This window comes from Clostridium sp. CM037 (genome assembly GCF_055081095.1).
Map to the genome: position 1 here is coordinate 1,828,969 of NZ_CM143650.1, position 23,847 is coordinate 1,852,815.

23 protein-coding genes are annotated in these 23,847 nt (G+C 31.5%); all 23 read right to left on the reverse strand.

What is annotated here, in order from left to right; translation table 11 throughout:
• Nucleotides 1-41 precede the first annotated feature (41 nt).
• Complete coding sequence (locus ACWJKP_RS08710) at nt 42-806, reverse strand: hypothetical protein (protein WP_462961515.1); 765 nt, start codon at nt 804-806, stop codon at nt 42-44.
• Nucleotides 807-837: 31 nt separating this feature from the next.
• Nucleotides 838-1,290, reverse strand: coding sequence for a hypothetical protein (locus ACWJKP_RS08715; protein ID WP_462961516.1), 453 nt, complete (start codon nt 1,288-1,290; stop codon nt 838-840).
• Between the two features lie 10 nt (nt 1,291-1,300).
• The gene (locus ACWJKP_RS08720; protein ID WP_462961517.1) at nt 1,301-1,780 is read right to left on the reverse strand and encodes a hypothetical protein; all 480 of its coding nucleotides are present in this window, start codon (nt 1,778-1,780) and stop codon (nt 1,301-1,303) included.
• A gap of 114 nt (nt 1,781-1,894) precedes the next feature.
• Complete coding sequence (locus ACWJKP_RS08725) at nt 1,895-2,533, reverse strand: hypothetical protein (protein ID WP_462961518.1); 639 nt, start codon at nt 2,531-2,533, stop codon at nt 1,895-1,897.
• A 2-nt stretch (nt 2,534-2,535) separates the two neighbouring features.
• Nucleotides 2,536-2,778, reverse strand: coding sequence for a hypothetical protein (locus tag ACWJKP_RS08730; protein ID WP_462961519.1), 243 nt, complete (start codon nt 2,776-2,778; stop codon nt 2,536-2,538).
• A 2-nt stretch (nt 2,779-2,780) separates the two neighbouring features.
• Nucleotides 2,781-3,188: a hypothetical protein gene (locus tag ACWJKP_RS08735; RefSeq protein ID WP_462961520.1), complete on the reverse strand. Its 408-nt coding sequence runs from the start codon at nt 3,186-3,188 to the stop codon at nt 2,781-2,783.
• Nucleotides 3,172-4,389 carry a DUF2726 domain-containing protein gene (locus ACWJKP_RS08740; protein WP_462961521.1) on the reverse strand — a complete coding sequence of 406 codons (1,218 nt, stop codon included), beginning with the start codon at nt 4,387-4,389 and terminating at the stop codon, nt 3,172-3,174. The genes ACWJKP_RS08735 and ACWJKP_RS08740 overlap by 17 nt, the downstream gene beginning before the upstream one ends.
• A gap of 14 nt (nt 4,390-4,403) precedes the next feature.
• The gene (locus tag ACWJKP_RS08745; protein ID WP_462961522.1) at nt 4,404-4,877 is read right to left on the reverse strand and encodes a hypothetical protein; all 474 of its coding nucleotides are present in this window, start codon (nt 4,875-4,877) and stop codon (nt 4,404-4,406) included.
• A 54-nt stretch (nt 4,878-4,931) separates the two neighbouring features.
• Entirely contained in the window at nt 4,932-5,909 is a 978-nt protein-coding gene (locus ACWJKP_RS08750; protein WP_462961523.1) for a hypothetical protein, read from the reverse strand.
• A gap of 72 nt (nt 5,910-5,981) precedes the next feature.
• Nucleotides 5,982-6,422, reverse strand: a complete 441-nt coding sequence (locus ACWJKP_RS08755; RefSeq protein WP_462961524.1) for a hypothetical protein — start codon at nt 6,420-6,422, stop codon at nt 5,982-5,984.
• A 50-nt stretch (nt 6,423-6,472) separates the two neighbouring features.
• Nucleotides 6,473-7,939, reverse strand: a complete 1,467-nt coding sequence (locus ACWJKP_RS08760) for a zinc ribbon domain-containing protein (RefSeq protein ID WP_462961525.1) — start codon at nt 7,937-7,939, stop codon at nt 6,473-6,475.
• 31 nt (nt 7,940-7,970) lie between these two features.
• Nucleotides 7,971-9,476: a hypothetical protein gene (locus ACWJKP_RS08765; RefSeq protein WP_462961526.1), complete on the reverse strand. Its 1,506-nt coding sequence runs from the start codon at nt 9,474-9,476 to the stop codon at nt 7,971-7,973.
• 34 nt (nt 9,477-9,510) lie between these two features.
• Nucleotides 9,511-11,262, reverse strand: coding sequence for a terminase large subunit domain-containing protein (locus ACWJKP_RS08770; protein ID WP_462961527.1), 1,752 nt, complete (start codon nt 11,260-11,262; stop codon nt 9,511-9,513).
• Nucleotides 11,252-12,124: a hypothetical protein gene (locus ACWJKP_RS08775; protein ID WP_462961528.1), complete on the reverse strand. Its 873-nt coding sequence runs from the start codon at nt 12,122-12,124 to the stop codon at nt 11,252-11,254. Before ACWJKP_RS08775 ends, ACWJKP_RS08770 begins: the two co-directional genes overlap by 11 nt.
• 16 nt (nt 12,125-12,140) lie before the next feature.
• Nucleotides 12,141-13,427 (reverse strand): zinc-ribbon domain-containing protein, encoded by a 1,287-nt coding sequence (locus tag ACWJKP_RS08780; protein WP_462961529.1) that lies wholly within the window; start codon nt 13,425-13,427, stop codon nt 12,141-12,143.
• Between the two features lie 534 nt (nt 13,428-13,961).
• The gene (locus ACWJKP_RS08785; RefSeq protein WP_462961530.1) at nt 13,962-14,300 is read right to left on the reverse strand and encodes a hypothetical protein; all 339 of its coding nucleotides are present in this window, start codon (nt 14,298-14,300) and stop codon (nt 13,962-13,964) included.
• 59 nt (nt 14,301-14,359) lie between these two features.
• The gene (locus tag ACWJKP_RS08790) at nt 14,360-15,592 is read right to left on the reverse strand and encodes a hypothetical protein (protein WP_462961531.1); all 1,233 of its coding nucleotides are present in this window, start codon (nt 15,590-15,592) and stop codon (nt 14,360-14,362) included.
• A 79-nt stretch (nt 15,593-15,671) separates the two neighbouring features.
• On the reverse strand, nt 15,672-15,860 hold the full coding sequence (locus ACWJKP_RS08795; protein ID WP_462961532.1) for a hypothetical protein: 189 nt from the start codon (nt 15,858-15,860) through the stop codon (nt 15,672-15,674).
• 330 nt (nt 15,861-16,190) lie between these two features.
• Nucleotides 16,191-18,788 (reverse strand): hypothetical protein, encoded by a 2,598-nt coding sequence (locus ACWJKP_RS08800; protein WP_462961533.1) that lies wholly within the window; start codon nt 18,786-18,788, stop codon nt 16,191-16,193.
• A 37-nt stretch (nt 18,789-18,825) separates the two neighbouring features.
• On the reverse strand, nt 18,826-19,074 hold the full coding sequence (locus ACWJKP_RS08805) for a hypothetical protein (protein ID WP_462961534.1): 249 nt from the start codon (nt 19,072-19,074) through the stop codon (nt 18,826-18,828).
• Nucleotides 19,061-19,366, reverse strand: coding sequence for a hypothetical protein (locus tag ACWJKP_RS08810; protein WP_462961535.1), 306 nt, complete (start codon nt 19,364-19,366; stop codon nt 19,061-19,063). Before ACWJKP_RS08810 ends, ACWJKP_RS08805 begins: the two co-directional genes overlap by 14 nt.
• A gap of 247 nt (nt 19,367-19,613) precedes the next feature.
• The gene (locus ACWJKP_RS08815; RefSeq protein WP_462961536.1) at nt 19,614-21,203 is read right to left on the reverse strand and encodes a DEAD/DEAH box helicase; all 1,590 of its coding nucleotides are present in this window, start codon (nt 21,201-21,203) and stop codon (nt 19,614-19,616) included.
• A 343-nt stretch (nt 21,204-21,546) separates the two neighbouring features.
• The gene (locus tag ACWJKP_RS08820) at nt 21,547-22,212 is read right to left on the reverse strand and encodes a hypothetical protein (protein ID WP_462961537.1); all 666 of its coding nucleotides are present in this window, start codon (nt 22,210-22,212) and stop codon (nt 21,547-21,549) included.
• Between the last annotated feature and the right edge of the window lie 1,635 nt (nt 22,213-23,847).

Here is a 23,847-nt window from a genome sequence, read left to right on the forward strand (position 1 = left end):
TTAACAGTATTGTTTATTTGTCAATTGTTATTGTGTATTTGTTACACTACTGGTAAAAAAGTGAAAGCCCAGGCATTACCGTCCTCACGTCTTGGATCTAATCCTGTCAAAGCAATATCAACTGGAGAATGTGACTTATAAGCTCCACCTAATTTATTGTTTTGATTAATTTTTGCCTTAAATATAGTCAATTGACCATAAGCAAAAATCGCTGAGTCATCTTCTTCGCTTTCAAAAATTGGGAATGTCATTATACAACTTCCACTCTTTGGTACATCTGTAGTTTTTACTTCAAGACTAACTGCTGTAGCTGGAGTTAATATATCATATATTGGTTTAATTTCTGTATTTACAAGAACGTCGGTAAAAAACTGCACTGTAGTAACCTTATCAGCTATTGTAACTTTAAAAGTTTTAGTAGCAATAGGATCAGTTGTAACCTCAGTGAAACCATCTATAATTAATGACTTGGGTACTATTTCTTCTTTAATTATAATTTCGTTTGAGTCTGTGACACTATAAATATTACCAAATCTTGTGTAGTTTTTAGCTCCTACAGTCGTTTTACCGCCTGAAGATAATGCAAGTTGTGATAAATCCATTACTGCATTTGAGATTTTAATTTCTATTTTACTTGATTTTGGAATCTCTGCTAAAGCAAGAGCTGACCAACCACCTGAGATTGAAATGTTATCTGAAGAAAATGTAATTTCGGCCGTTGTAGCACGATCAATTATAAGGTTACCTGCTTTAGTTTTTATTAAACATTGTGGTACATCTACCACAAATCCTTGAATGTTACTCATTAATATTCCTCCTGTTTTTTAATATTATTATTTAATTGTATATATTTTTGTATGAAAACTGTATATACATTCTTACAAATCCAACTACCGAACTCGCTAATTCATGTCTAGCCTCTAAAAAAAGATTTCTGTCGTTTACTCTCTCTTTACGAAATATCTTAATAACTCTATCCACAATTTGATTCGATTTACGTTCAAAGCCAGCGACCCTATCTTTGTCTGATGGAACATAAACTTCAATTACAAGATTATCTTCTTTAACAAAAGGATTCATTCCAATAGGAGATTGTGGAGAAGACCTAATTATCAATCTACAAATACCAGTAGTGGTTATTGCAGTCGAAGTATAAGCCTCAACAAAATAATCTTTCATAAGCTTAGTGTAGTCCCCTCTTTCTAAAACTGGAATTAGCATTTGCTCCTTCAATATATCGTCGTGCATCAAAACTTTCATTACTGCACCATAAAACTTAGCTGAAGCCATTTTATATCACCTACTTTACAATCAAATAATTACTAAAATCTATCTTAGCGATAGCTGCATCAATACCTTTGTCGAAATATGTTTGTGCCATTATACTTGAATTCCCAAATATGTTTGTCCAAAATAAAGAACCTTTTTCTTCTAAAAAAGGTAAGGGAATCCTTTCTTCTGCATTACTTTCTTTCCATGTTCCTGAATCAGCATCATAAACTTGCTCTCCTGGTAAACTGTAAATAGATTTTCCTTGACGAGAATTGTGATAGAACTCAGAATTTAGATATTCTTGTAGCCAAGGATTAACAGATGATGATTGCATTTTTTCACCTGTCCCGAATTCAACAGCCATAGCTTTATACAAACTAGGGTCAGACTGGTCAAGTATTCCTACCTCACGAACTAATTGACTAGCTACAGCAACAGACCTCCAGCGTAAAGCATCTATTACATCCAAACCCCATTGAGTAAAACTTGGGTTCTTGTTAGACATCATGGATATTTCGCCAATCATAAATTCCATCAGGACTTTTGCTGTCTTGTCCATTTGAATATTCAAATTCTTGATAATATCATTAATTAATCTATTCTGATCAAACTGAAGTTGCGTTTAAACCACCTTCTCTGCATTAAAAGTCAATATTCCATAATTCTCACTAGTATTAATATCAACTTGACTATAATCTAAATTTATAACTTGATATTTACTTCCATATAAAGCGAAAGTATCACCAATGATTATATTCTTTGTATCAACATTAAATTGAGTATTAACTGATATAGAATTATTTGGAACTATTCCAATCCCGCCTGAACTTGCTTTAAATTCAAAACCTCCAACTAATGTAGTGCAATACATATCACTAGCTACAGTTTGATCTCCTTCTTCAGTTAACACATTTCCATCACCATCATAAGTAGCCTCTTGATATCTTAATATGCTAATTTTAGTATTACAAGTTCCAACACTCAGTTCAAAACATTTTGGAAATTCATTTGTTACTAGTTGGTTTATTAAAAGTGTCTCATCTCTATATTGTAGATAATCTCCCATTTTCAAATTAGAAGTTAAATCTGCAAAAACAACTTCATCTGCTAAGACCTGGTTATTCTTTGTTCTGTAATTAACTTTATCTAACCTAACTTTTATTATATTTAGTGGATTAAAATTAACTATTGCATCAGAACCTAATTGATCTAAAGAGTCTGAGAAGTCCTTTTGTAAGTTTGGCGGTATATAAAATCTCACTTTTATAACACCTTCTTATCGTCTGCAAAAGTTAGATTTTGAGGTAATCTCTGTAAATGACCTGCTAAACTTAAAACATTTTTTCTTAATATGTCGTGTCCGATTAAATCGAGTTTGTAATCTTCCATTGAATATAAAAGACTCATTGTTTTACTTGCCAAGTAATCAAAGTAGTCTTGAAATTCATATGTCTTTTCATTTACAATATCCATGTCTCTATCTCTCGTAGTAATGTTTACTTTCATAATTATGTCACCTGCTTATGGGTGAATTTGAAAGCTAGTTTTGATAAACGGGCTTCTAAGTCTTTTACATTACCATCAATCGACTTGAAAACATTACCTGAACCAGTAACACTCAGAGCGTTAGTTGTGTAACTTAAAAGGGTAGTCCAAAAATTCTTGATCTGATTTAGAAACTCAATCTGAGAAGCTACTAAAATATATTCCTGTTCGGTTAATGTGCAAATTCTATTTACTTCGGATGAGGTTTCGTTATAATCTATATCCCAAGTTTCAAGACCAGCATCAACATATAATCGTTTAGCTCCGTCTGTAACGAAAGATAAATAATCTGTATCGTCAAGGACTATTGGAGTTTCTTGAAATCTCATTGTTATTTTCAATTTGTCCTTAAAATCAACTAGCGATAACATTATTATTTATCTCCTTTACTTCTAGAATTACTTTATTTAATATTTGTACAACATTTTTAAAATCCCAATATGGAATCTTTATCAAATTAATGCCCTTGTCTCTACAATATTGTTCTTTTATATTGTCACTTTTTACAACATTCCCAAAATTAACAATAGCTCTTTCCATTGAAATTCCACCAAAAGTCCTAGGTTCGTAATGTTGTTGCCCTTGATATTCTATAGCAAATGAAACATTTGAATCATTGTCTAAAACAACAAAATCAAATGGTAGCTCGTTAATATTTCTGCAATCTGGGAATTTATGTTGCCAATCATAATTAACATTTAAACTTTTTAACACTTCTTCTACTCTTGTTTCTCCGTAAGATTTATTACAACTTGCACATCGTCTTCCTTGTAGAAAATCTCTTGGAGCAACAAAATATTCTGTTGCACAAGATATATGTTTCATAAGTATTGGAGTACCACTAATGATGTATTCTCCTAAAACTTTGTAATCATTACCAACTAAATCAAAAATCTCTTGTTTGAACTGTTCAGTAGTTTTTTTATTTTTACCAAAACAACTAGGGCATCTTTCTCCTGCAAGAAAAGCACTGGAGTTAACTTTATATTCAAACTTACATTTTTCATGTCTAAGTTTTATTTTAATATTACTGTTGATATATTTACTAAGTAATGAATATTCATTTCCAACTCTTCTTTTCATTTTCTCAATAAAAATATCTTCTCCATAATTTGTTATTATGCTACTACAAACTGGACACTTTTTATCTCTTTCAGTAAAATTAGTTGGTTTTTCCCAAAACTCATATCCACATTCGGGTACATTGTGTTTAAATAATATTTTATCCCTACAATTCGTATATTTAGACAAAAGAAGAAATTCTTCTCCTATTGATTTTTGATACTCTTCCTGAGACATTGTATTACTTTTTGTTATTTTTTTACTAACACATTCTGGATTAGAGCAACAATGACCATTCAAAAAATTTGAAGGGAGGACATCCCACTCATTCTGACATCCGGAATCGTTGTGTTTTACTTTAACTTTGCTTGTGCTATTGGTATATTTTCCTGTAACCGAATATTCTTCTCCGTATAAATTAAATACTTTTTCACAAAATTGTTCATGTGTTATGGAATTCTTACGCTTTGGTTTTAAAGGAGTGACTTGATACTCTTCTAGGGAGGTCATGATATATCACTCTCCTATTTAACCACTTTTTTTGATCTTGACTTTACAACTTTTACTTCTTCAACTGGTTCAATATCAGCTAATTCTATTTTCTTTCCAACTATTTCTTCAATCACTTTCAATCTTGTTACACTTAGATCGCTTCTCTTAGCTACTTCACCGATTCTAGCAATAGCAAACATTTCTGTTACTCCCGATAGTTTTTCTTTTATCTCAGAAGCAGTTAATTTAAATATTTCTTCAACTTCTTTGTCTGTTAATATATTAGGATTCTTTCCTTCATATCCTAATGATACATTTATTACTGAATCATCAATTACGAGTTCTCCAGAGCTAAATAAATCATAATCAGAATCTAATTCCCTAACTTCTTCCTCATTTAAATAGATAAATGAATTAGGTCTAACTTGTCTATGTTTATTCCATTTTTGACACAACAGGCCTACATTATATAGGTTATTGTTTAAAACTTTTATACTTTCTTTCATCTTTCCCTTATCTCCTTCTAGTTAAAATTTAAGAGGGAATAATCCCTCTTACTGCTATTTTGCATTATAAACACCCATGTATAATTCTGAACCTACAACTTTCGCTCCCACAATCTGTCCCATCATTAGGTCATAATCCCCTGTGGCGAAATCTTCCTGTTCTCTCATATAAACGTCTCCTTCAAATTGAACCTTAAGTCCTCTTTGAGAAGCGTCTCCACCTGAAAGAATATATAGAAGATCTTTTCTTAATAGCTTGTTAGTTAAACTACCTCTAAGTAGAGGATTTACTAATTTAATAACATTTGCAGTATTAAATGTACCAATGAATCCGTTAGCATTATGTTCTAAAGCAAGCTGCTCTGGTAATTTACCATTCCAACCTGAGATATTGTCAAGTAAAGATAATTTTGAAATGTCTCCAAGTAAACTAACTTGACCAAATTCTGAAAATGTATTGATTTGATTTTTTAGAAGAGTTTGATCAATTCCAGTAGCTGTCTCGTAATTAGGACTTGCTAGAACTGAGAAGGCATTAAATAAAACTGTTTCTAACTCTTTAGTTATAGCTTGATCCATTTTTTCAGCAGATAGCATAGCTATTCTGTCAAAATTTATTCTTCCGGAAGCCATATCCATAAAGGAGATTGAAGGTCTAGTAGTTATGTGTTTCGTGTCCATAGTGACATATTTCTTGCTTAATGTTCCTCTATCACCAACCACACCTTTTGCAGTCCACTCAGCGGAAGTAAGATCTGTTTCAATCTCAAACTGTTGCTTAACATTTATTCCTGTTCTTGCTACATCAGCAAAAGACTCAAGATAATTAGTTTTACCTCTTAATATTTGATTTGTTACTATAGTTGTTATTTCAGCTAGTTCTGTTCTTATACCCTTATCTTTTGTTTCAATATATTTTGCAGATAAATCTTTTAATACTCCACGAGCTTCTGCTAGTTCTGGGGACTTAGAATCCACCTCTCCTTTAGCTTGTGCAATAAATACGTCTACTTCTTTATAAACTGTTGCCATATTAATATTCCTCCTGTTTTATCATATTATTGTTCAATTGTTTTATATTATTGTTTAATTGTTTAATTTCGATTAAACTGCTGTTACTATACAAACTAAAGCTTCCTCGCCATCATAACTTGTAACTTTTTCTGTTATTGTTGCTTGGAAAAGTCCTTCTACGTTAGCTTTTAATTTCCCAGCGGCAGAAATCATTACTACACTACCAACTGAATATGTGCTAAGAGCAGCTTCTAGGGAAGTTGTTACAAATTTACAACCCATTTGTAGTTTATGCATTCTTACTGAAGCACCGATTGCAAGTACGAAATCTTTGTCAGCCTTACCAAATTCTATTGGATAGTCTATATCGCATTGTACGAAATATACATCTCTTAAAGCATCTTTTCCTGGGACTGCTACTGTTTTGTCTGTGTAAGTAGGTGTTACAAACATACCTCTACCTAATCCTGCTGCTTTCGCAGTAAAGCCACCTTGTGTTGCATATAAACCATTTTTAACTAATCCGTTCATTTAATATTCCTCCTATTTTTATAATATTATTGTTTAATTGTAGATAAAGATTATAGATCATATTTTGATCTTAGAGATCCTGAATCTTCGCTGCCCGCAATTTTCACATTATCTGTTATCCTACTAGCCATGTTTACTTTTGATTTCTTGCCTGGAGTATTAACACTTGCCATAGCAATTTCTACTACTTTTGAATTTAATTTTGATTCATCAAGTGATTCTAAAGATTCAGCCATTTCTACCATAACTTCAGCGGAAAGTAATTTACTGAATTTTTCCTTAAGAGCTGTTTTCTTTCCAGCAAGTTCAGTTTTAGATTTCTCTGCTACGATTACATCATAAGCTGCTTTTGCTACTTTCAATTCAGCTATTTCTGTGTCTTTTAAGATAAGATTTTCTGAAAGAGAAGTAAGCTTACCGTTTAATTCTGCAATCTCTGCTTCCTTAACTTTAGCTGTATCTTCTTCTTTCTTCTTAGCTGCCTCATCTTTTGCTGTTGTGTCCTTCTTAGCTGTATCTATTTGTGTATCTTTTTCTTTGAGCTTTGCATCCTTTTCTTTAATTGTTACATCTTTTGCTGCTACTAGTACCTCTAATTCTGCTATTGTCACTTTATTTTCCTCCTCTTTTTTTATATAAGTTTTATCAACATCGTATATGCTTGATATCGTAACTTCATTATTTGATACGTTATAATCAATCTTTATCAAATTCCCGGTCTCATAGCTCTTTAAAATTGCGTAATCTATACCAAGGTCTTTACAATCATAGCTCCAATAATTATCTTCAAGCTTTATTTTTAATTGATTAAATAATTTAATCCTTACCTGTTCTATATCCAACTCAGCTAAATTTATTTTTGATTTTTCAAACATATTTTCTACGGTAAATGTAGTTTTATTTCTTTCCAATGTTTGTTGTTCACCTCCTTCAATGGGATTGGTTAATTCTGCCACAAGAGCAAACGCAGTGGCTGAAGTGACGGCTGGGTTAGAAACGATACTGTAAGCAAACAAATAATTTTCGTCGCTTGCATCTACAGACGTTATTTCCCCTGTCTTCTTAGAATCCCCGACAATAATTTCATAAGACACATTCAAATTTTCATCATCATACAATTGATGTATAACCTCACAAGCTGTATCAAATTCTTTAGGCACACGAACTTGTCCACATAATTCCAAAATCCCATCTTCGTTATTTTGTGTATAGAATTTAACAAAGGAACCAATCATTTGATTGGAAAAAGTCTTAGTTCGTGTATTAAAATTATGAGTAAGAGCGTTGGTCTTTCCAGCAATTAGTTTGTTGTAGTCGACTTTTAGTGGTATTCCAGAATATGATTCCGAGTTATCAGAAATGTTTTTTATGAATTTTTCAGAATACTGGACATTATTAAGGTTAGGTAACGTATCCAGCAGAACAAAATCTATTACCATATATAAATTTGATATTGATTGTTCTTCTGCTATGGAGATGATTCTTTTAGCTTGACATTTCATTTTGTTTTTCACCATATATCACCTCCTTATTGTGTTAATTATTAGATTATTTTGTGCTAGGTTTAGGAGCTTTATTATCTGTCGGAGCTTTAGTCCTAGTGTTGTCAGATTTAGCGGGAGCCCCCGTACCTGTTTCTCCATTACCTTGATTGTTGAAACTAGGCGGTATTGTAAATGTATCATCTAACTTGTCTTTGTTCTCTTTTTCTCGTCTTTCCTTTTCCTGGCCAAAATCGAAGGACAAATTGTCTAAAACGGTTTCTCTACTCAAGAGCCCGTGTTCATATAAGGCAATTACCTCATCTTTAAAGCTTGTGTCGTTAGCCAAGTTTACAGGGTTAAATAGGAAATTCGGTGTTTTGAGACTGCTAATACGCCATTCTCCCGCCCTTTTTTCTATTATCCATTTAACAAATTCACAAACATTTATCTGATTTTGAATAATTCGTTTTTCTAAATTATTCACGTTCACTTGTGCACTACTAAATGAAGAATGAGCGCTATCCCCAGTTGCAATTATTGCACTTATTCCTGCTGCTGAAAGTATACTCGCATTAACTGTTGCGTATTTATCGGTAAATAATTCTTTTGAATCTGTTTGAATCCATTTTGCTGAAACGTTCCAAGCCACAGTGGCCATTGGAAACCCAGAAATAGCATCTTTGAATATTTTTCCAACATCTTGTAAATCTGTACCAGTAACAGTTTTAGATATGTCTTTATCTCCAACGTTGATTAATAAAAACCCTTTTTGTCCAAGATTAAGTTGTCCATTTTCGTACTCGCTTATAAGGTTCTTCTTATTGAATGCTTTTAAACAAGCCGTTCCTACGGGCATTGCATATTTTTCGTAACGACTTTTTAAATCAGTCAAAGAATAGACGTTATCTGGATTTAATTGAACCCAGAGTGTCATATCTCTGACCCCTTGTAAAATCTCAGGTGGATAACCTTCATAAACTTTGAGCAAAGTATTCACAAAATCTTCTTTTGCTACAGTAAACCTCGTATTGGCATATTCATTTATTTTATATTCCAATATAGGTTGTCCATTTATTCCGATAGAACTAACACGAATCCTATGGGATGGTAAAATATCAAACCATTTTCCATCCCGATCATAAATATAACATTGACCATATAAATTTATTTCATAAAATACATCTCTAAGAAGGTCATTTAAGCCTATCTCTTCAAAATAAGTAAGGTATTTTTGTTTTATTTTTTCACTGGCTCCATGTAGTTTCCAGCCGGAGGAAGTACTAAAAGGAGTTAATACTTTTTTTATGATTGAATTAAAAATCTCATCGGCCTCTACAAAATAATTCATTAATTCATAGATCTTGTAGATGTTTTCTTGCTTGTTTCTCAAAATTTTCTCTACATTATAGCCTTTTAAGTCCCCAGTTGTAGTATAATTTTTATTTTGATAAATACTGACAATACCTTTCCCGGCACTTTCGGTTTTCATATCTGCTCCAAATGAATATTCTGAAGGCTTATCAATTTGTTTTTTTTGAGCAATTACTGTTTGCCTTTTTCTTCGGCTCATTTAATCACCTCCTATATATTATTGTTTATTTGTTCTAAAATGTCGTAGCAATTCCCCATACTGTGTTTTTAGGCCTATACATTTTTTCCTTATTCTCATCTTCCAACTGTTTTATATAAATAAACAATTGTGCAAAACATGTATACCTATCTTTTCTAAATCCTGGCTGTATCTTTTCAAATATATAATTTCCATTTGCATTTTCTCTTTTACGGATATTAAGTATTTCATAAACTGCTGCTTCGCAATCCATAATTACGGCTTCCTCTTCTATTAGAACACTTCGGTCTTTTTTTTTCTTACCATCTTCATCTACTTCAGCTTGCATTATTTCTCTATGGTCTGCTAAAGATTTAGGAAGTCTAACATTTCCGTTTTGAAAACATACCTTTAAAAAATCTGCCATTTCGTTATTATATTGATTTGTAGGAATATGACATTTTAATATAGGTAATGCATTTGGAATATTCTTTTTTCTTTCGTCGTCAGGGTCTACAAAGGCAGGGTATTCTCTATCATTAACCGTAAAAGCAGAATCTAAGAAATCTGGGGCTGCTCTTCCAAGACCATTTATGTCAATCATTATTTTCTCTATAGAAGGCCATTTTAACCATAATTCTCTTATTTTGTCGCATATATCAGAAAGGCTTATACCCTTATATGTCTTTAAATAAACTAATTCTTTCCAAAATGTACCATCAGATTTTTCCTTTAATTTAACTATACAAATACAAGTATTATCTCCAGACGCAGCTGATGTGTCAGCAGGGTCAACGGACATGACATATCTACTCTTACTCCCTTTTGGCTGTTGTATCTCAATATGGTCTAACGTCCTACATTTCTCAATTTCATCGAATTTAAAGTAAGCTGAGTCATCGACTCCGACAAAAATCGACCCCCATTCGTAAGCGAAGATACTTGTTGGTAGAGTTCTTCTTTCGTCATCAACGAATTCTTTTTTAACATATCCATTTCTGATTCCAGCTGCATAATTAAGAGCAACTGCGAAATGTCTTCTACTTCCATTTCCCATTTGTATTAAACTATCTTTAAATTTATCAAATAGGGTGCAGCTTTTAAGATAGGCCGAACTGATTTGTATGACCTTGGTGTTTACATCAATAAAATCCTTATGACCTAGTTTTCTCATTCTAAACCAATGAGGCCTATTCCATTGAGTCATAGGTTTTATTATTTCTCCTAATATCTTTGCATTAACTAATCTTGATTCATCCACAACTACGATACCATATCTCCTGCCACGAGCTCCATCAGCTGTTCCGAATACACCAAACGTTTCAATATATGAACCTGATTTAAAGTGAATTCTAGCTTCGCTTTTATTCATAGTTATTGGATGTATAATCTCTCTATTTACATCTGGTATTTGAGCAGAAAAATCAACAATATACTTCAAAATTAAGGCTGCTTGCGCCAAAGTTTTTGATGCCACACCGATTTTTTCCTCCGGCCAAAGTATTGCAAGTCCAACTAGACAAGCTGCTAATAACCAAGACTTACCCATAGAACGAGATTCTATAATTACACTATCATCACAATTACCAATAGCTCTAGCAATAGGTTTTTGAAAATCAAATAAAGTAAATCCTAACACTTCAAGAAAAATATCCAAATGGGTTCTATAAAACTGCAATAGTTTCATTGCTTCCTCTGGATTATCAATGTTCTTCTTTTTAGTTGGGTTATAAGCAGATTCGCTTTGTGAGTTATCGAAGCCTCCACTTTGATTCGTTTGTTTCTTATGACTAAAATTAATCGCCATCGTCTAATGCTCCTCTCAGAGCTACATGACTATGTGCGTACTCTTCTAAAATAATATCAACATCATCTTTAGGAAATTTGATTTCTACTGCTTCGAAGCCCATTTCTTCAAGCCTTTTCCACGTCTCCCCGAAACTTCCTAGGCCGGTGTTAGAATTCTCAGTTCTAGTCTTCTGATTAAACTTGGCGCTAGTACAAATAGAATCATAAGTAGCAACTGCTTCTTTATAACGTTTGTCGGCTCCTGTCACTCCTTCAAGATATTCTTGTCTAACTCTACGCACAATTAACCCACTAACACAGGCGTTCGATGCGTATTCAAAATCGTTCTTTGTTTTCAGATCATAGTCATCTTGAAATCCTTTATATTGCTCCTCAAGATAAATAAGGTCAAGTTCAGAAAACTTACCGCCCCATTTTTGAGAATATTTTTTCTTATCACCTGTGTCGTCATATTCAATACTGTCTTCATCTAACTTGTCTTCTGAATAACCCAATGGATTATTCTCATCTGGAATATACAAATAATACTGTGTTTGATTGTGTTGGCTAAAATATGTGTTTATAACTCTTTGATTAAATTTAGTTATCCTATCTTTTTCATTTAAAGAATCAAAATCAACATCACCTTTAAATATAGTCTCTGCTTTTGCTACTGCCCAATCCCATAAATCATGTCGAAATTGTCTTCTGTTTGATTCACAGTATTGCTCCATAGTTAGCTTATCTTTGACGTACGCCTTTACACATTTTGTACACCAAAAATTATGTCCATTGCCATCTTTATTATCTTTATTTACATAAAAAGATGGCAATTTCTGAGATTTGTTACATGCAGTACATTTTTGAATTAGTGTAGCCATCTTTCCACCTTCTTTCTTATATAATATTATTGTTTAATTGTTTATCCAAAATTTTTTCAATATTATCAAAATCCCAATACCAAATTTCTAGTAAATCTATTTTATTATCTCTAGCATATCCTCGTTTACGTTTGTCGTGCTCTTGTTGTTTTTCTAAATTCTGTCTCATATAATAATTACCATTACCATCATGAAATTCACCTTGATATTCTATAAGTAAATTGTATTGAGGCAGATAGAAATCATACGACAATAAGCCATTGTTGATACCTACGAGATTTTTAAAAGTTTTTTGTGATTCATATTTAATTTGATTTAATGTTAGATGTTTTTCAATACATATTTCACCTTTGGAGTATTGACACTCAGGACATCTAAAATCATAAATATTGGAATTATTTATCACTCTAAGATAATTATCATGTTTTCCATTTAAACATTTCCACCAAACTTCTTTATTACTCATAGGCGGATATTCATATGGTGATTTTTTATTCTTTTCTGACCACAGATGTAATAATCCTTTATCTTCTAATAATTTGCCTAACGAATCTAGTGGATGCAATTTATTAGGTCTATTTGAACAATATGGACATCTGTTTCCACATATAGAAAAATTTCCGATTTTAATCATATAATCCTCATGATAATCTTTTTCTTGACATTTTAAATATACTTTGTTCCCGCTAGCATATTTTATTTCCCAAGGATTTAACACGTTTTGATCAGACCAATACTTGTCCAAAAAATCTTCGCCTAAATTATCAATACCCCATTGAGCAAAAGATACACAACCAACACAATCCATTGTGCCATTATGACCACTTGAAAAATCAAGTATACTTTTTAATTCACTTTTATGAACTCCTTTTTGACATTTGAAATAATACTTTTTTTTTGTACTATAATTAATATCAATTGGTTTTACGTCTTTATTTTTAGAATAATCCCATCTATTTAAAACATCTTCTCTTTTATTCTCTATACACCACTGTTCAAAAGATTTACTCTTTTTTAATCTAGTTAACCTTTTATTTTCTTGCCCATATAATTTTAAAGAACATTTTTTACAAAAATATAACCCATTTTCTTTTATATATGATTGATAATTTGGCCAACTAACATCTATTATTTTATTGCATTCGTCGCATTTTACTTGAATTTTAACATGTGCTCCTGATGTCAAATCTTCAACTTTTACTTCAAATTCGTCTCCCATTTTAGTAAATTTGTAACCTTGTGAAGTATAATGAAGTTTTGTTCTTCCACACCATTTTACTTTTACCGTTTTACTAATTAACATTTTTATAATCTCCCTATATTTTATTTCCCTATATAAAAATATAAATAAAAGGACGGCGCTATAGGTAACGCACTAAATCTTAGGAGCTACCCAAGACTTTCCTTCTACTCTGTGAACCAAAAATATCCACACCAAGACATATCCGCAGATATGCCTAATCTAAATACTAGTTTTAAACAGTATTGTTTCTTTGTTAATAAAAAATGGGGAATGGTTTGTTCTTCAGGGAGTAAACCATAAAAAGCTCCTCTTGGAGCTGAATCAGAGCTATGATCTCTGCACCTTTGCCCTACAAGGGGCAATGCTCTACCAAAATGAGCTAATTCAGCATAATATCTGCAATTAGAGAATATTCATAATCTAATTGCAGATTAAATTTAATGTTTTGCACTAAGGCAGCAACTCTCCCTATGTCAGATAAACACAGATTTTTGAATCAGAAATTAGACCACCTACACCTTTCTACTTATAGAATCGTATCGCAATGATACAAGTAAGGACGTATACTAATACTAATTATTTATATTTAACGGACTAAAAATCACCGCTAATAACATTTTGAGAAATTGCTTTATATAATTCTGCTGTATCTGTTTTTCCTTTTTCATATATAAATCTGGCTAAATTACGAATATTACAGCCTAAACATCCACCATTTTCGATTTCTTCAATTGTTCCTTCAATTAATTCATCAATTGATATTTCTTCGTCTTCATCAAACTCATCATCACAACCTGAACAGCCTTCACATTCTCCATCGCAGTCTTCTTCAAATTCTTCTTCGACTTCTGTTCCTGCCTGAAGTATTTTCTTTAATTCGTCTAATGCTTCTCTATCTGAAATTCCCTCAAAATCTAATTTACATTTACACATAATAAAATCTCCTTTTCGGCTAGTAGCCGTCATATTATTGTTTAGTTGTTGGTTGGAAATTAAAATAATTTTATATCGTATTGAGTTGTTTTACCTTTATTTTTTTCTATAATATAGACTCGGGCTCCAGCTCTACTAAATTTCTTAATCATAACCGAAAAATCATCAATGCCACAGATAGAAGGAACACGCATAACTTCAATATCCCCAAATGGACTTAATCCAACAGTTTCTGTTTGTCCTTTATGCAAATGGCCTGTTAAAAATAAATCTACTCTTTCATCATACATAACTTTAAAACTTTTTACATCCTCGATTAAACTCTTACCTTCGCCATGCATAACTAAGATATTCATTCCAAATACGTCAAAATAACTGAATGGAAGCTGATTGTCATTAATAATTACATTGGGATTACTTTCTAATCTAATAGATAAAAACTTATCAATCAACCTACCTACATTTTCATTAGGAAAGTCGTGTGCAGATTTAGCTTGTAGTAATCTCAAACCATCATGATTTCCATAAGCAGAGTGGTAATCAATTCTTACATATTTACTCAACTCGTTAATCCATTGGCTCATGAAATCAGAATAAGCAATAACACTATCAATAACACCAAGTTCTAATGATTTAAGTTGTGAAACTCGAAGCATACCTTCAATCATATCTCCAAGTGAAACCAATTTAATCTCAGTAATATCTTCTTTAGTAATTATTGCTAACGTATCATCAAAGATCTTCCACATTCTCTGTTTAAAGATTTCTTCATTATACTCATTGATAATATTACCCCGTAAATCCTTTATAACTCCTTGTTTACCAAGATGGGCATCAGCTAAAGCAACCAAAGCAACTTTCTCATATTCTATTGGAGTAATATGTTCTGGTATAGGTAATGGCTCAACTTTTAGAACTGCATTCTCAACATATTCTAGGAATAATTCTATTCTTGAATCTTCTCTTAGTTTTCTGTTGTATTCTAATTTTGTAGTTTGAAGCTTTTTTCTTGTCTTATCCAGTTCCTGAATTTTAAGATTTATTTCATCAAGTATTGCATTCTCTGGCATTTTTTTAATTACATCAGTTTCTGAAACTTCTAACAATCTCTTAATACCATAGAATCTTTTTCTAACTTCAGATCTATTAAAGCAATTACCTTCACCAAAAACTAATTCGCTTAAATCTTCGTAATCTAAGGCTATTGTTTTGTCGACAAGTTTTCCATAGACGATTCTTTTTATGTATTCAAATTCACTTTCGTTTTCTCTTTTAACTAAACCATCCATCACCTTCTAAAACTCCCTCCTTCATCCCTTATAAATAAAAAGACAGAGGAGATTATCTCACGATAGCTCATGCCTTTATTTTCTAAACTTCTTCTTTATTTTGAATCGTTATAGTAACTTCTTTACCGAGTAAATAATTAAGTTGACTAAATTCCATTGTTTCGAGTGTACCTTCTTTTAGATCCTTTACGGTTATTCCATTCTCAGATATCGAGATTAATTCCCCTTTGAGATTTACCTTTGTTAGTGCAGTATTTTCGTATTTAATCATTAATAATTCCTCCTTTATCCCTTTATATACATTATTGTTTATTTGTCGTTAAAAAATATATACAGTTAGGGTAGATTTCAACTACCCATATTAACTGCCTCAAATTCATATACACCTGTTTATCGTCAGAGGTGTGCGGACATAAACAACATTATTATTTATTTGTTAAGAAAAATAGATCTCTGTTTTTGTGTATATATAGTCTACTTCTCCCTTAGAGACCATCCATTTTTTGAACAGAATGGGGCTATGACTATAGTTACTAATTTTTTTATAAAATAGTAAGGCTGTAAACCGTTGATATAACTAGGCTACAAAGATATGGTCGCTTCAAAGTTTTTTTAGTTTTTCTTTATTCTTGTGCCAATTCTCCAGTGTTTTGATTCTATTTATTTCCTTACTACATTCTAAACAATACTTTTTATTTGATGTATTATCCTCTATCCTTTTCCCGCATATTTCGCATAGCACAGTATCTTTACCTATACTTTCTACTATATTATATTCCAAATTCTCAACCATAATATCTCCAAAACATTCCCACAAAGTAGTTTTAAAACTAGACTTCTTATAATGATATAAATATTCAACTAGTACATCTATTATATATTTAATATTATCTGTTACCAGCAATATTTCAGCCTTTATTCCTTGATACAAAGACAGAGCATTGTTTTCTTCATCTTCTCCAGAGGTATGCATCATAAAGTGTTTCCTTAAATCTAATTCTTCATATTTTTTTATAATTTCACAATCCATTTCAATATCTTTGTCATTCATGAGCATCTTATAATCAAAATCTCCTAATTTAGCTGATTTAAAACTTATATTAGGATTTGGAATTATCTTTTCTAACTTATTAACAACACCATTGGTTGAGTCTTTAACTTCTGTTTTTAATTTATCCTTGGCATATATAAAAAAATGAGGAACCTTAGATTTAGTATAACCAGTAATTAGTTTCTGCTTTTCAGGAGGTCTTGTTGGCTTGTATAAAGTTTTTGCGTAATCAATAACAAAATTATTTTCCATGCATAATAGCTTTATGGCTTCTAAATTACTGTCATCACTGTCCCATATTTTTGATATGTTATTACTATATAAACCTATATTCCCTCCAGTATAAGCAGCTTTTAATCCATTATAGATACTTCTATTGTCTATTATTGCTGCACCAGCCTTAGCCATATTGTAATAAAGAGGAACTATTCCTTTCATATTTCTTTCAGCGACTTCTATGATAGTTTCATCTGAACAAACTAGGCTCTTGTCTCCATCAACATCGAATTGCAATATTTTGGAAATTAAATCATGACAGCTTGTATATATAGCATTTGTTGTAAACCACCTGGACTTTTCTCTATCTACAATGTTGGTTCTTACTGCGTGCTCTTTATATAAATGTGGACTACGCAGGCAATCAAGTTTTGGGATATCTCTATATATTCTACATGAAACTTCTCCGTCTTTTAGTAAGCCCATAGGATTTTTGTCACCTAAAAACAAATATTCACAAAAGGCATATAAATCTGGGCAAAGGAAAGTATACACCCCGTTTATATCAACTTTTCCAGCCCTCGCTTCTTTGACCATACTCTTTTTAACTTGTTTTAATATCTCTTTGCTATAAGTATCATTTAATAATTCAGGATAGACTTCTAAAGCTTGTTGCACGTAATTTTTATTGTTGTTGGAAGGCACTACACCTAGTACTTTTAACATAGTTTTTCTGTCTCTCCCAATTTTCATTATGTCAGTCTTCGTAATATTACAAACAGATTTTAACTCTTTATCAGTCATATCTACCAATGTTTGGAGCATCTGATAATTTAATTTTGCGTTTCCAAAAACACCTTCTTCCTCATTACATTTTCCTGCTTGACACTTATATTTAATGAAATTCTCACAATACTGCTCCCAAGAGTCATAATATTTCCACATTTTAAACTGGCTCTTTGTAAAGATAATTTCAATACCTTCATTTAAAATATCATGCTCTACTCCATAAATGTCCTTTACTAATCCATGATTTCTAGTTGGGTCTTTTTTATTAGCTTCTCTAATAAATTTATCAAAATAAAATGATATTAACAATCCTTTAATCCAAGGGGCTCTTATCATTTTATTCTTTTTACTTAAGATCATCATTCCACAACCGTCAGTGTGAGGGATAGGAACATCCATAAACTTTCTTTCAATTTCATAAGTCTTATCGTCAATATAATCTACTAACCCATGAACCATTGTTTCCATATCTTCTACAACTATTGTTTTAGTTATATCAAAATCTTCCCATAAATCAGTAGCACTGTTGCAGAGGGCTAAATAAGCTAGGTATTTATTAATATTTACTCCACCACGTTTATTTATATCTTCTACTGAAAGGCCACAAGTGATGGTATTCCAGTGCTTTTCTAAAATACGCTCTTTGATAAAAACAGTTTTCTTTGTCCTAATTTGACCAGCACTTGCAGTAAACACTACATACTTTTCTCCATCATGCAAAAATCCATTAAGTATTATATCTTCAGTTATCTCAAAAAAATATGTTTGAACAATGAGAATGTCTTCAGATAAAATTCCTTCTGGCATTTCCATAATTCTAGTCAAAGTAGAATCAAACATAGAAATTATGTTATATTTATTTAAAGCTTCTTTACGTAGAGCTCTTATACCAGCGTTTTTAGAAAACTCTTTGTATAATTGGTCTTTTATATCTTTTATCTTTTTATTCAAATATCTTAGGTTCCTAGTTATTTTAAACACAAAGTCGGTGTTTTCAGTTTTTGATACTTTTATCCTTAATTGTATTAGTCTATTTCTAATTCGATATTGCCTGCTTAAACACCTATGGATCATCATTTCTCTATCATTATAGAAAGATGATGTGTCCACTGAATATATATTTATTTGTTTAGACATTGCCATAGAATCCCTCCTCCAAATATTATTGTTTATTTGTCAACTATCCGAATAAAAGCTTCTCTAATTCCCTTAATCTTTCTTTGCTTATATGAAATTCTCCATTGTCAATATGCTTACCATTTTTCTTTAACTTATCTATCTCACTATGGCATGGACATGGAAGTTCAACATCTCCTAAATTAGTAGCTATTCTACCTTCTATTTTAGAAGGTCTATTGCATACCATTACTCCCTCATTCTGATCTCTGTAATCACAATTCAAACAATTATATTTTTTATTCTTCATCATTTTCAACCCCGCTTATTTCCAACATTCCTGTGAAATTATCTATCTCAACTTGTAGCTCTGCTAATTTCTTTACTATGTCTTTTAAATCATTATTATCAAGGACTATCTGATTTCCGACAGCTTTTAAAGCTGAATCAAGTTTTGTATAATATCCTATATCAACCATGCTCTCTTTTCCAATGTTCTCGATTTTCGTCATGTGAGAAGCTTGTACCACCTTTTTCTTCTGTAATATATACTGCCTCTCGTCGCTTATAACTCTGAAATTACCATTACCTAATTCTAATACCATTTAAATATTCCTCCTTAACCTTAACTCCTCATATGAGTGAGTGGTTATTACCTTACTCTAAGCTATCCTAACCTCTGGGTATACAATTATAGCTAATAATACGTCCCATAGCTCACAGGAGAGTATATGACTACAAAAGCAATACCACAGCATAACATTATTGTTTAATTGTCGAGAGGATGGAAACAGGTTCTATTTATTTTCTCTTTACATTTAGTATTATATAACATTATTGTTTAATTGTCAATTAAAAGTTTCTAAGTTGAGACTTAATTGAGTTTGATATGAAATATTTATGACAATCCCACTTTGTCCTAGCAAAAGAAACGTATTGCTTTTGTTTATCTGTTGCAGGGTCAAATTTCCACGTTGCATCTTTATAAGCAAAACTTTTTGGGTTCTTAATATATTCTTCCGTAAACTTAATTGCTTCTGTTACATTCTCAAAAGCATCAATATACTCTACTGATTTATTTTGCTTAGTTGTTGTGACCTGGTAGATAATAAATTCTCCACCAGTGGATTCAATTGCATAATGATTATCTGAGGATTCTGATACAGCATAACAGTTTACATTACATTTAAACCAATCATACGCTACATTCTCAAAGGCTAATTTCATTTCTTTGTTAAATAGTTTAATTTGTTTGGCTACCAATTCTAATTGTAAGTCTCTTTCTTGAATTATTTTTTCTTTTTCAACTTTCTTAGCAGCATCTTCATTTTTCTTATCTTCTCTTGCCTCAGATAACCTCTGGCCTTTCTTGAAATCCATATCAAATAAATTATCCATACTCATAAGATCATGAGAGGAAGAAACATCTAGGAAGTCCAATACTAGGCAATCTGTCTTATAAGGAGCCAACCTGAGTCCTCTCCCTAAACATTGTACGAATAGGACTTTACTCTTTGTAGGCCTTGCAAACGCTATACAATTTGTATTTGGATCATCAAATCCAGTTGTAAGGACTCCAATATTACAAAGTACATTAATTATACCTTTCTTATAATTATATAAAACTTGATCTCTTTCCTTTTGAGATAAGGTAGAATCTATACTGGCACATTTAACTCCTTGTGATATAAACTCTTTAGTTAAATCAGTAGCATGTTCTATTGATGTACAAAATATTAAAGTGTGCAATCTATCTCCTGCGAACTTCTTATAAGATTTTACAATTAAATCATTCCTATAATCCGTATTTACCGTTTTGGAAAGCTCTTGTAAATTAAATTCTCCAGCAATACTTCTAACTCCGGCTAGGCTTGTCTTGGTAGAAATTTGCATTACTTTGGGTTCACACAGATAATTATTATCTATCATATATAAAATGTCTTTGCTATATAAAATTTCTTTGAATACTTTAGATATATCTTTACTAAAAGGTGTAGCTGTCAATCCTATCACTTTACTCTTGGAAATGTCTAATTTAGAAAGTATCTTAGAAATTTGACTACACGCAACATGTGATTCATCAAAAATTATTGTGGAAAAGCTCCCATAAGCTATCATCCTCTGTATTCTAGTAGATTTCCCATTACTGAGGGATTGTCTAGTACTGACTACAATCTTATTGCTAATTTGATCTAAGGTTCCCTGGACAGAGCCGATGTCTAGTGTGTTATCTGTTTCAAGTAGTTTATCAATCGTCTGCTGCCTGAGCTCTTTACTGATTACTACTATTAATGTTCTTCCTGGATTTCTAGCAGCGACATCAGACATTATAATTGTCTTTCCACTTCCTGTCGCTAGCACAACTAATGATGGTAAGTTGACTTTCATATTGTCTATTGCTTCAATACATTCTTTCTGATATGGTCGTAATTCATATCCCATAATTTTATCTCCTTTTCTATAACATTATTGTTTAATTGTTACGTAAAATATACCCCTTATAGGTATGTCTGTGAACCCTTTATTTATGCCTAGCCTAATCCATGCTAAAAACCGTACATGGATTTTAAATCTATACCTCTAACCGTACATGGATTTTAATTTCATGTGCTGTTTTTAACATGGATTTTTATTTTCATGTCAGAAACCCTACATGAATCCGTGTGATATACAGTATACTTACATTTAACTTACATCTAACTTAACATTAAGACTTAATAATTAGGTTCATAACTGAACCTGTCTTCGTCAAAGGGAAAAATAGAAAAACCAAAATACATAAATATCACTCTTCAACTTTTACTTTGATTTTTACTTTAAATGGTACAGTATATTCGTTAGGACAGTAGGAATATATTTTTTTCATATCTTCATTGTATCCTATCATTGTATTTCTACCTTGTTTCATTTTGATAATTTTATCGTCGCTTAATTTATGGGCACACGTATGAACTGTGCTCTTATTCAATCCCAGATAAGCGCCTATAACAACTTCTGACATGGTAGCAAACCCTTCGCTAGTTATTGATCCAAAGAGGGGATGATGGTTCTTAGTAAGAAAACACAGAACTAACCAACTAGAGGAGCCAATAGATTTGCAATGATTTAAGAATATCTTCTCAGGGATTAACTCAAATCCACCTTCCATATCCATATAAGATTTCAGACTTATCGTTATAGTATCTTTATTCTTACATTTTGATAAATCATCATCACAAAATATAATTTTGTTCTTCTGTAATATTGCTAAGTATTTATTTACAGTTCTTTTATCTAATGCTGAAAGTTTCATAATCTGGCCAACCCAAGTTGTAGCATAGTTTTCTCTTTCTAAATATATCAAACATGTGAGAAGAGTAAATCCTATTGGTTTGATAATATAGATAAGAGAAGTTTCTGGTTCTTGGTATTTTCCATATAAAGCATTTTGAATTTTTAAATACTGTTTCATCTGTGATTCTCCTTTGCTATTTTGTTTTAGTATATTTGTTAGAAATTTAACCTGACATTTATATCATTTCCTTTCTTATAACATTATTGTTTAATTGTCATCTCGTTTGTTATTATATACATTATACATAAAAAAGACAACCCTATTTTAAAAATCATGTAATATTTTTTACATAGATTTATTTTTCATGTAAAGTCAGAGAATAGGACTTGCTTAATTTTGAGAAGTACTTATAGAGGATATATATAGAAAAAGTTTGAACGTTAATATAGCCCCGGGTACTGTATCTATATACTAATTTAATTATGCGTAATGATACTCCCTCCTAGTAGAGTCATAGAGATATGGTTAGGGTAGAGGTCTAGTATTTGTATACTTAGATTTTAGATTGCTTGTAGGCTGTTTTATAAAAGAAGAAATAGGGTGTGGTGTTTTGGATGAATATTTAGGATTTTGGGATAAGCTGAGTATTGGTAAGTAATAGATATGAGTAGGGGAGAATTAATGAGTTTTATATGAAAAGCAGTGAGATTTGATAAGAATCGGTACGGAGTGTACGGGAATAATTACGGTACGCAGCTACGGTGAGAGGAGTTTTTAATAGGTCTAAAATGTGAGATTGAAAGCAAATGAAAGATAGAGGGATATAATAGAATGATTGTCCGTTATTAGTTCGTGTAGATGGATGTATTAGGTTAAATATGAGGATTTAGTTTATTTTATGCAAAAGTGGGTGTAAGCGTTGGTATCACTAGGTTTGAAGGGTGTTAAATAGAAATACGATTTTAGCTCAGAATGCTGGTATATGACAGGGGCCCGAATTTAGAGCAGTCTCTGGAGGCATTGAAACGTCTAATACGCCCCATGCTGCAATCATTGTAATTTGATCCACCTATAGCCTTATTTTATGGATTTTGTGTGTTTTTGATGCTATTTTGAGGTGCTTTAAAGCCTTTTAGCGTCTGCGTTTGAAGGTGATAGCAGAAAAACATTGAACTAAATACATATTTAGTAGTAAGTTTGGGAGAAATGGATAATATTAGTATATTATTTTAGTATATCGTATTAATTGAATATAAATTAGGATAAAAAAATACTGTATATATTATATGTAAATAGTATATCGTAATAATACGATATAGCGGACTATAAAAGACTGTTTTTACCAATTAGAACTACCTAACAATAGTTATCCGTTAACACATTTTATTATACAACATCATATGTTTATTAATATTAGTTAATATATAATACTAACTACTAACATATACTTATTAATAATAACTATTGATTGTATATAAATACATATACACACCTTAATAACTTTGTCAACTATCATAATTGCACAAACAATACAAACAATTGCATAATATAAATATATCATATCATTTTTGCATACCCTTTAATATTTTACCTAACGCACATAAACACATGCACCAATGTTATTACATCTATACATATAACATTGCATTACAACTAACATTAAGCACTATATATAACTATACATAGTAATACGCTACAATTATATACATTTACATAACATGCTTACTACTACTACTACTACTACTACTACTACTACTACTACTACTACTACTACTACTACTAAGTAGGGAACTACAGTTACTACACTATACT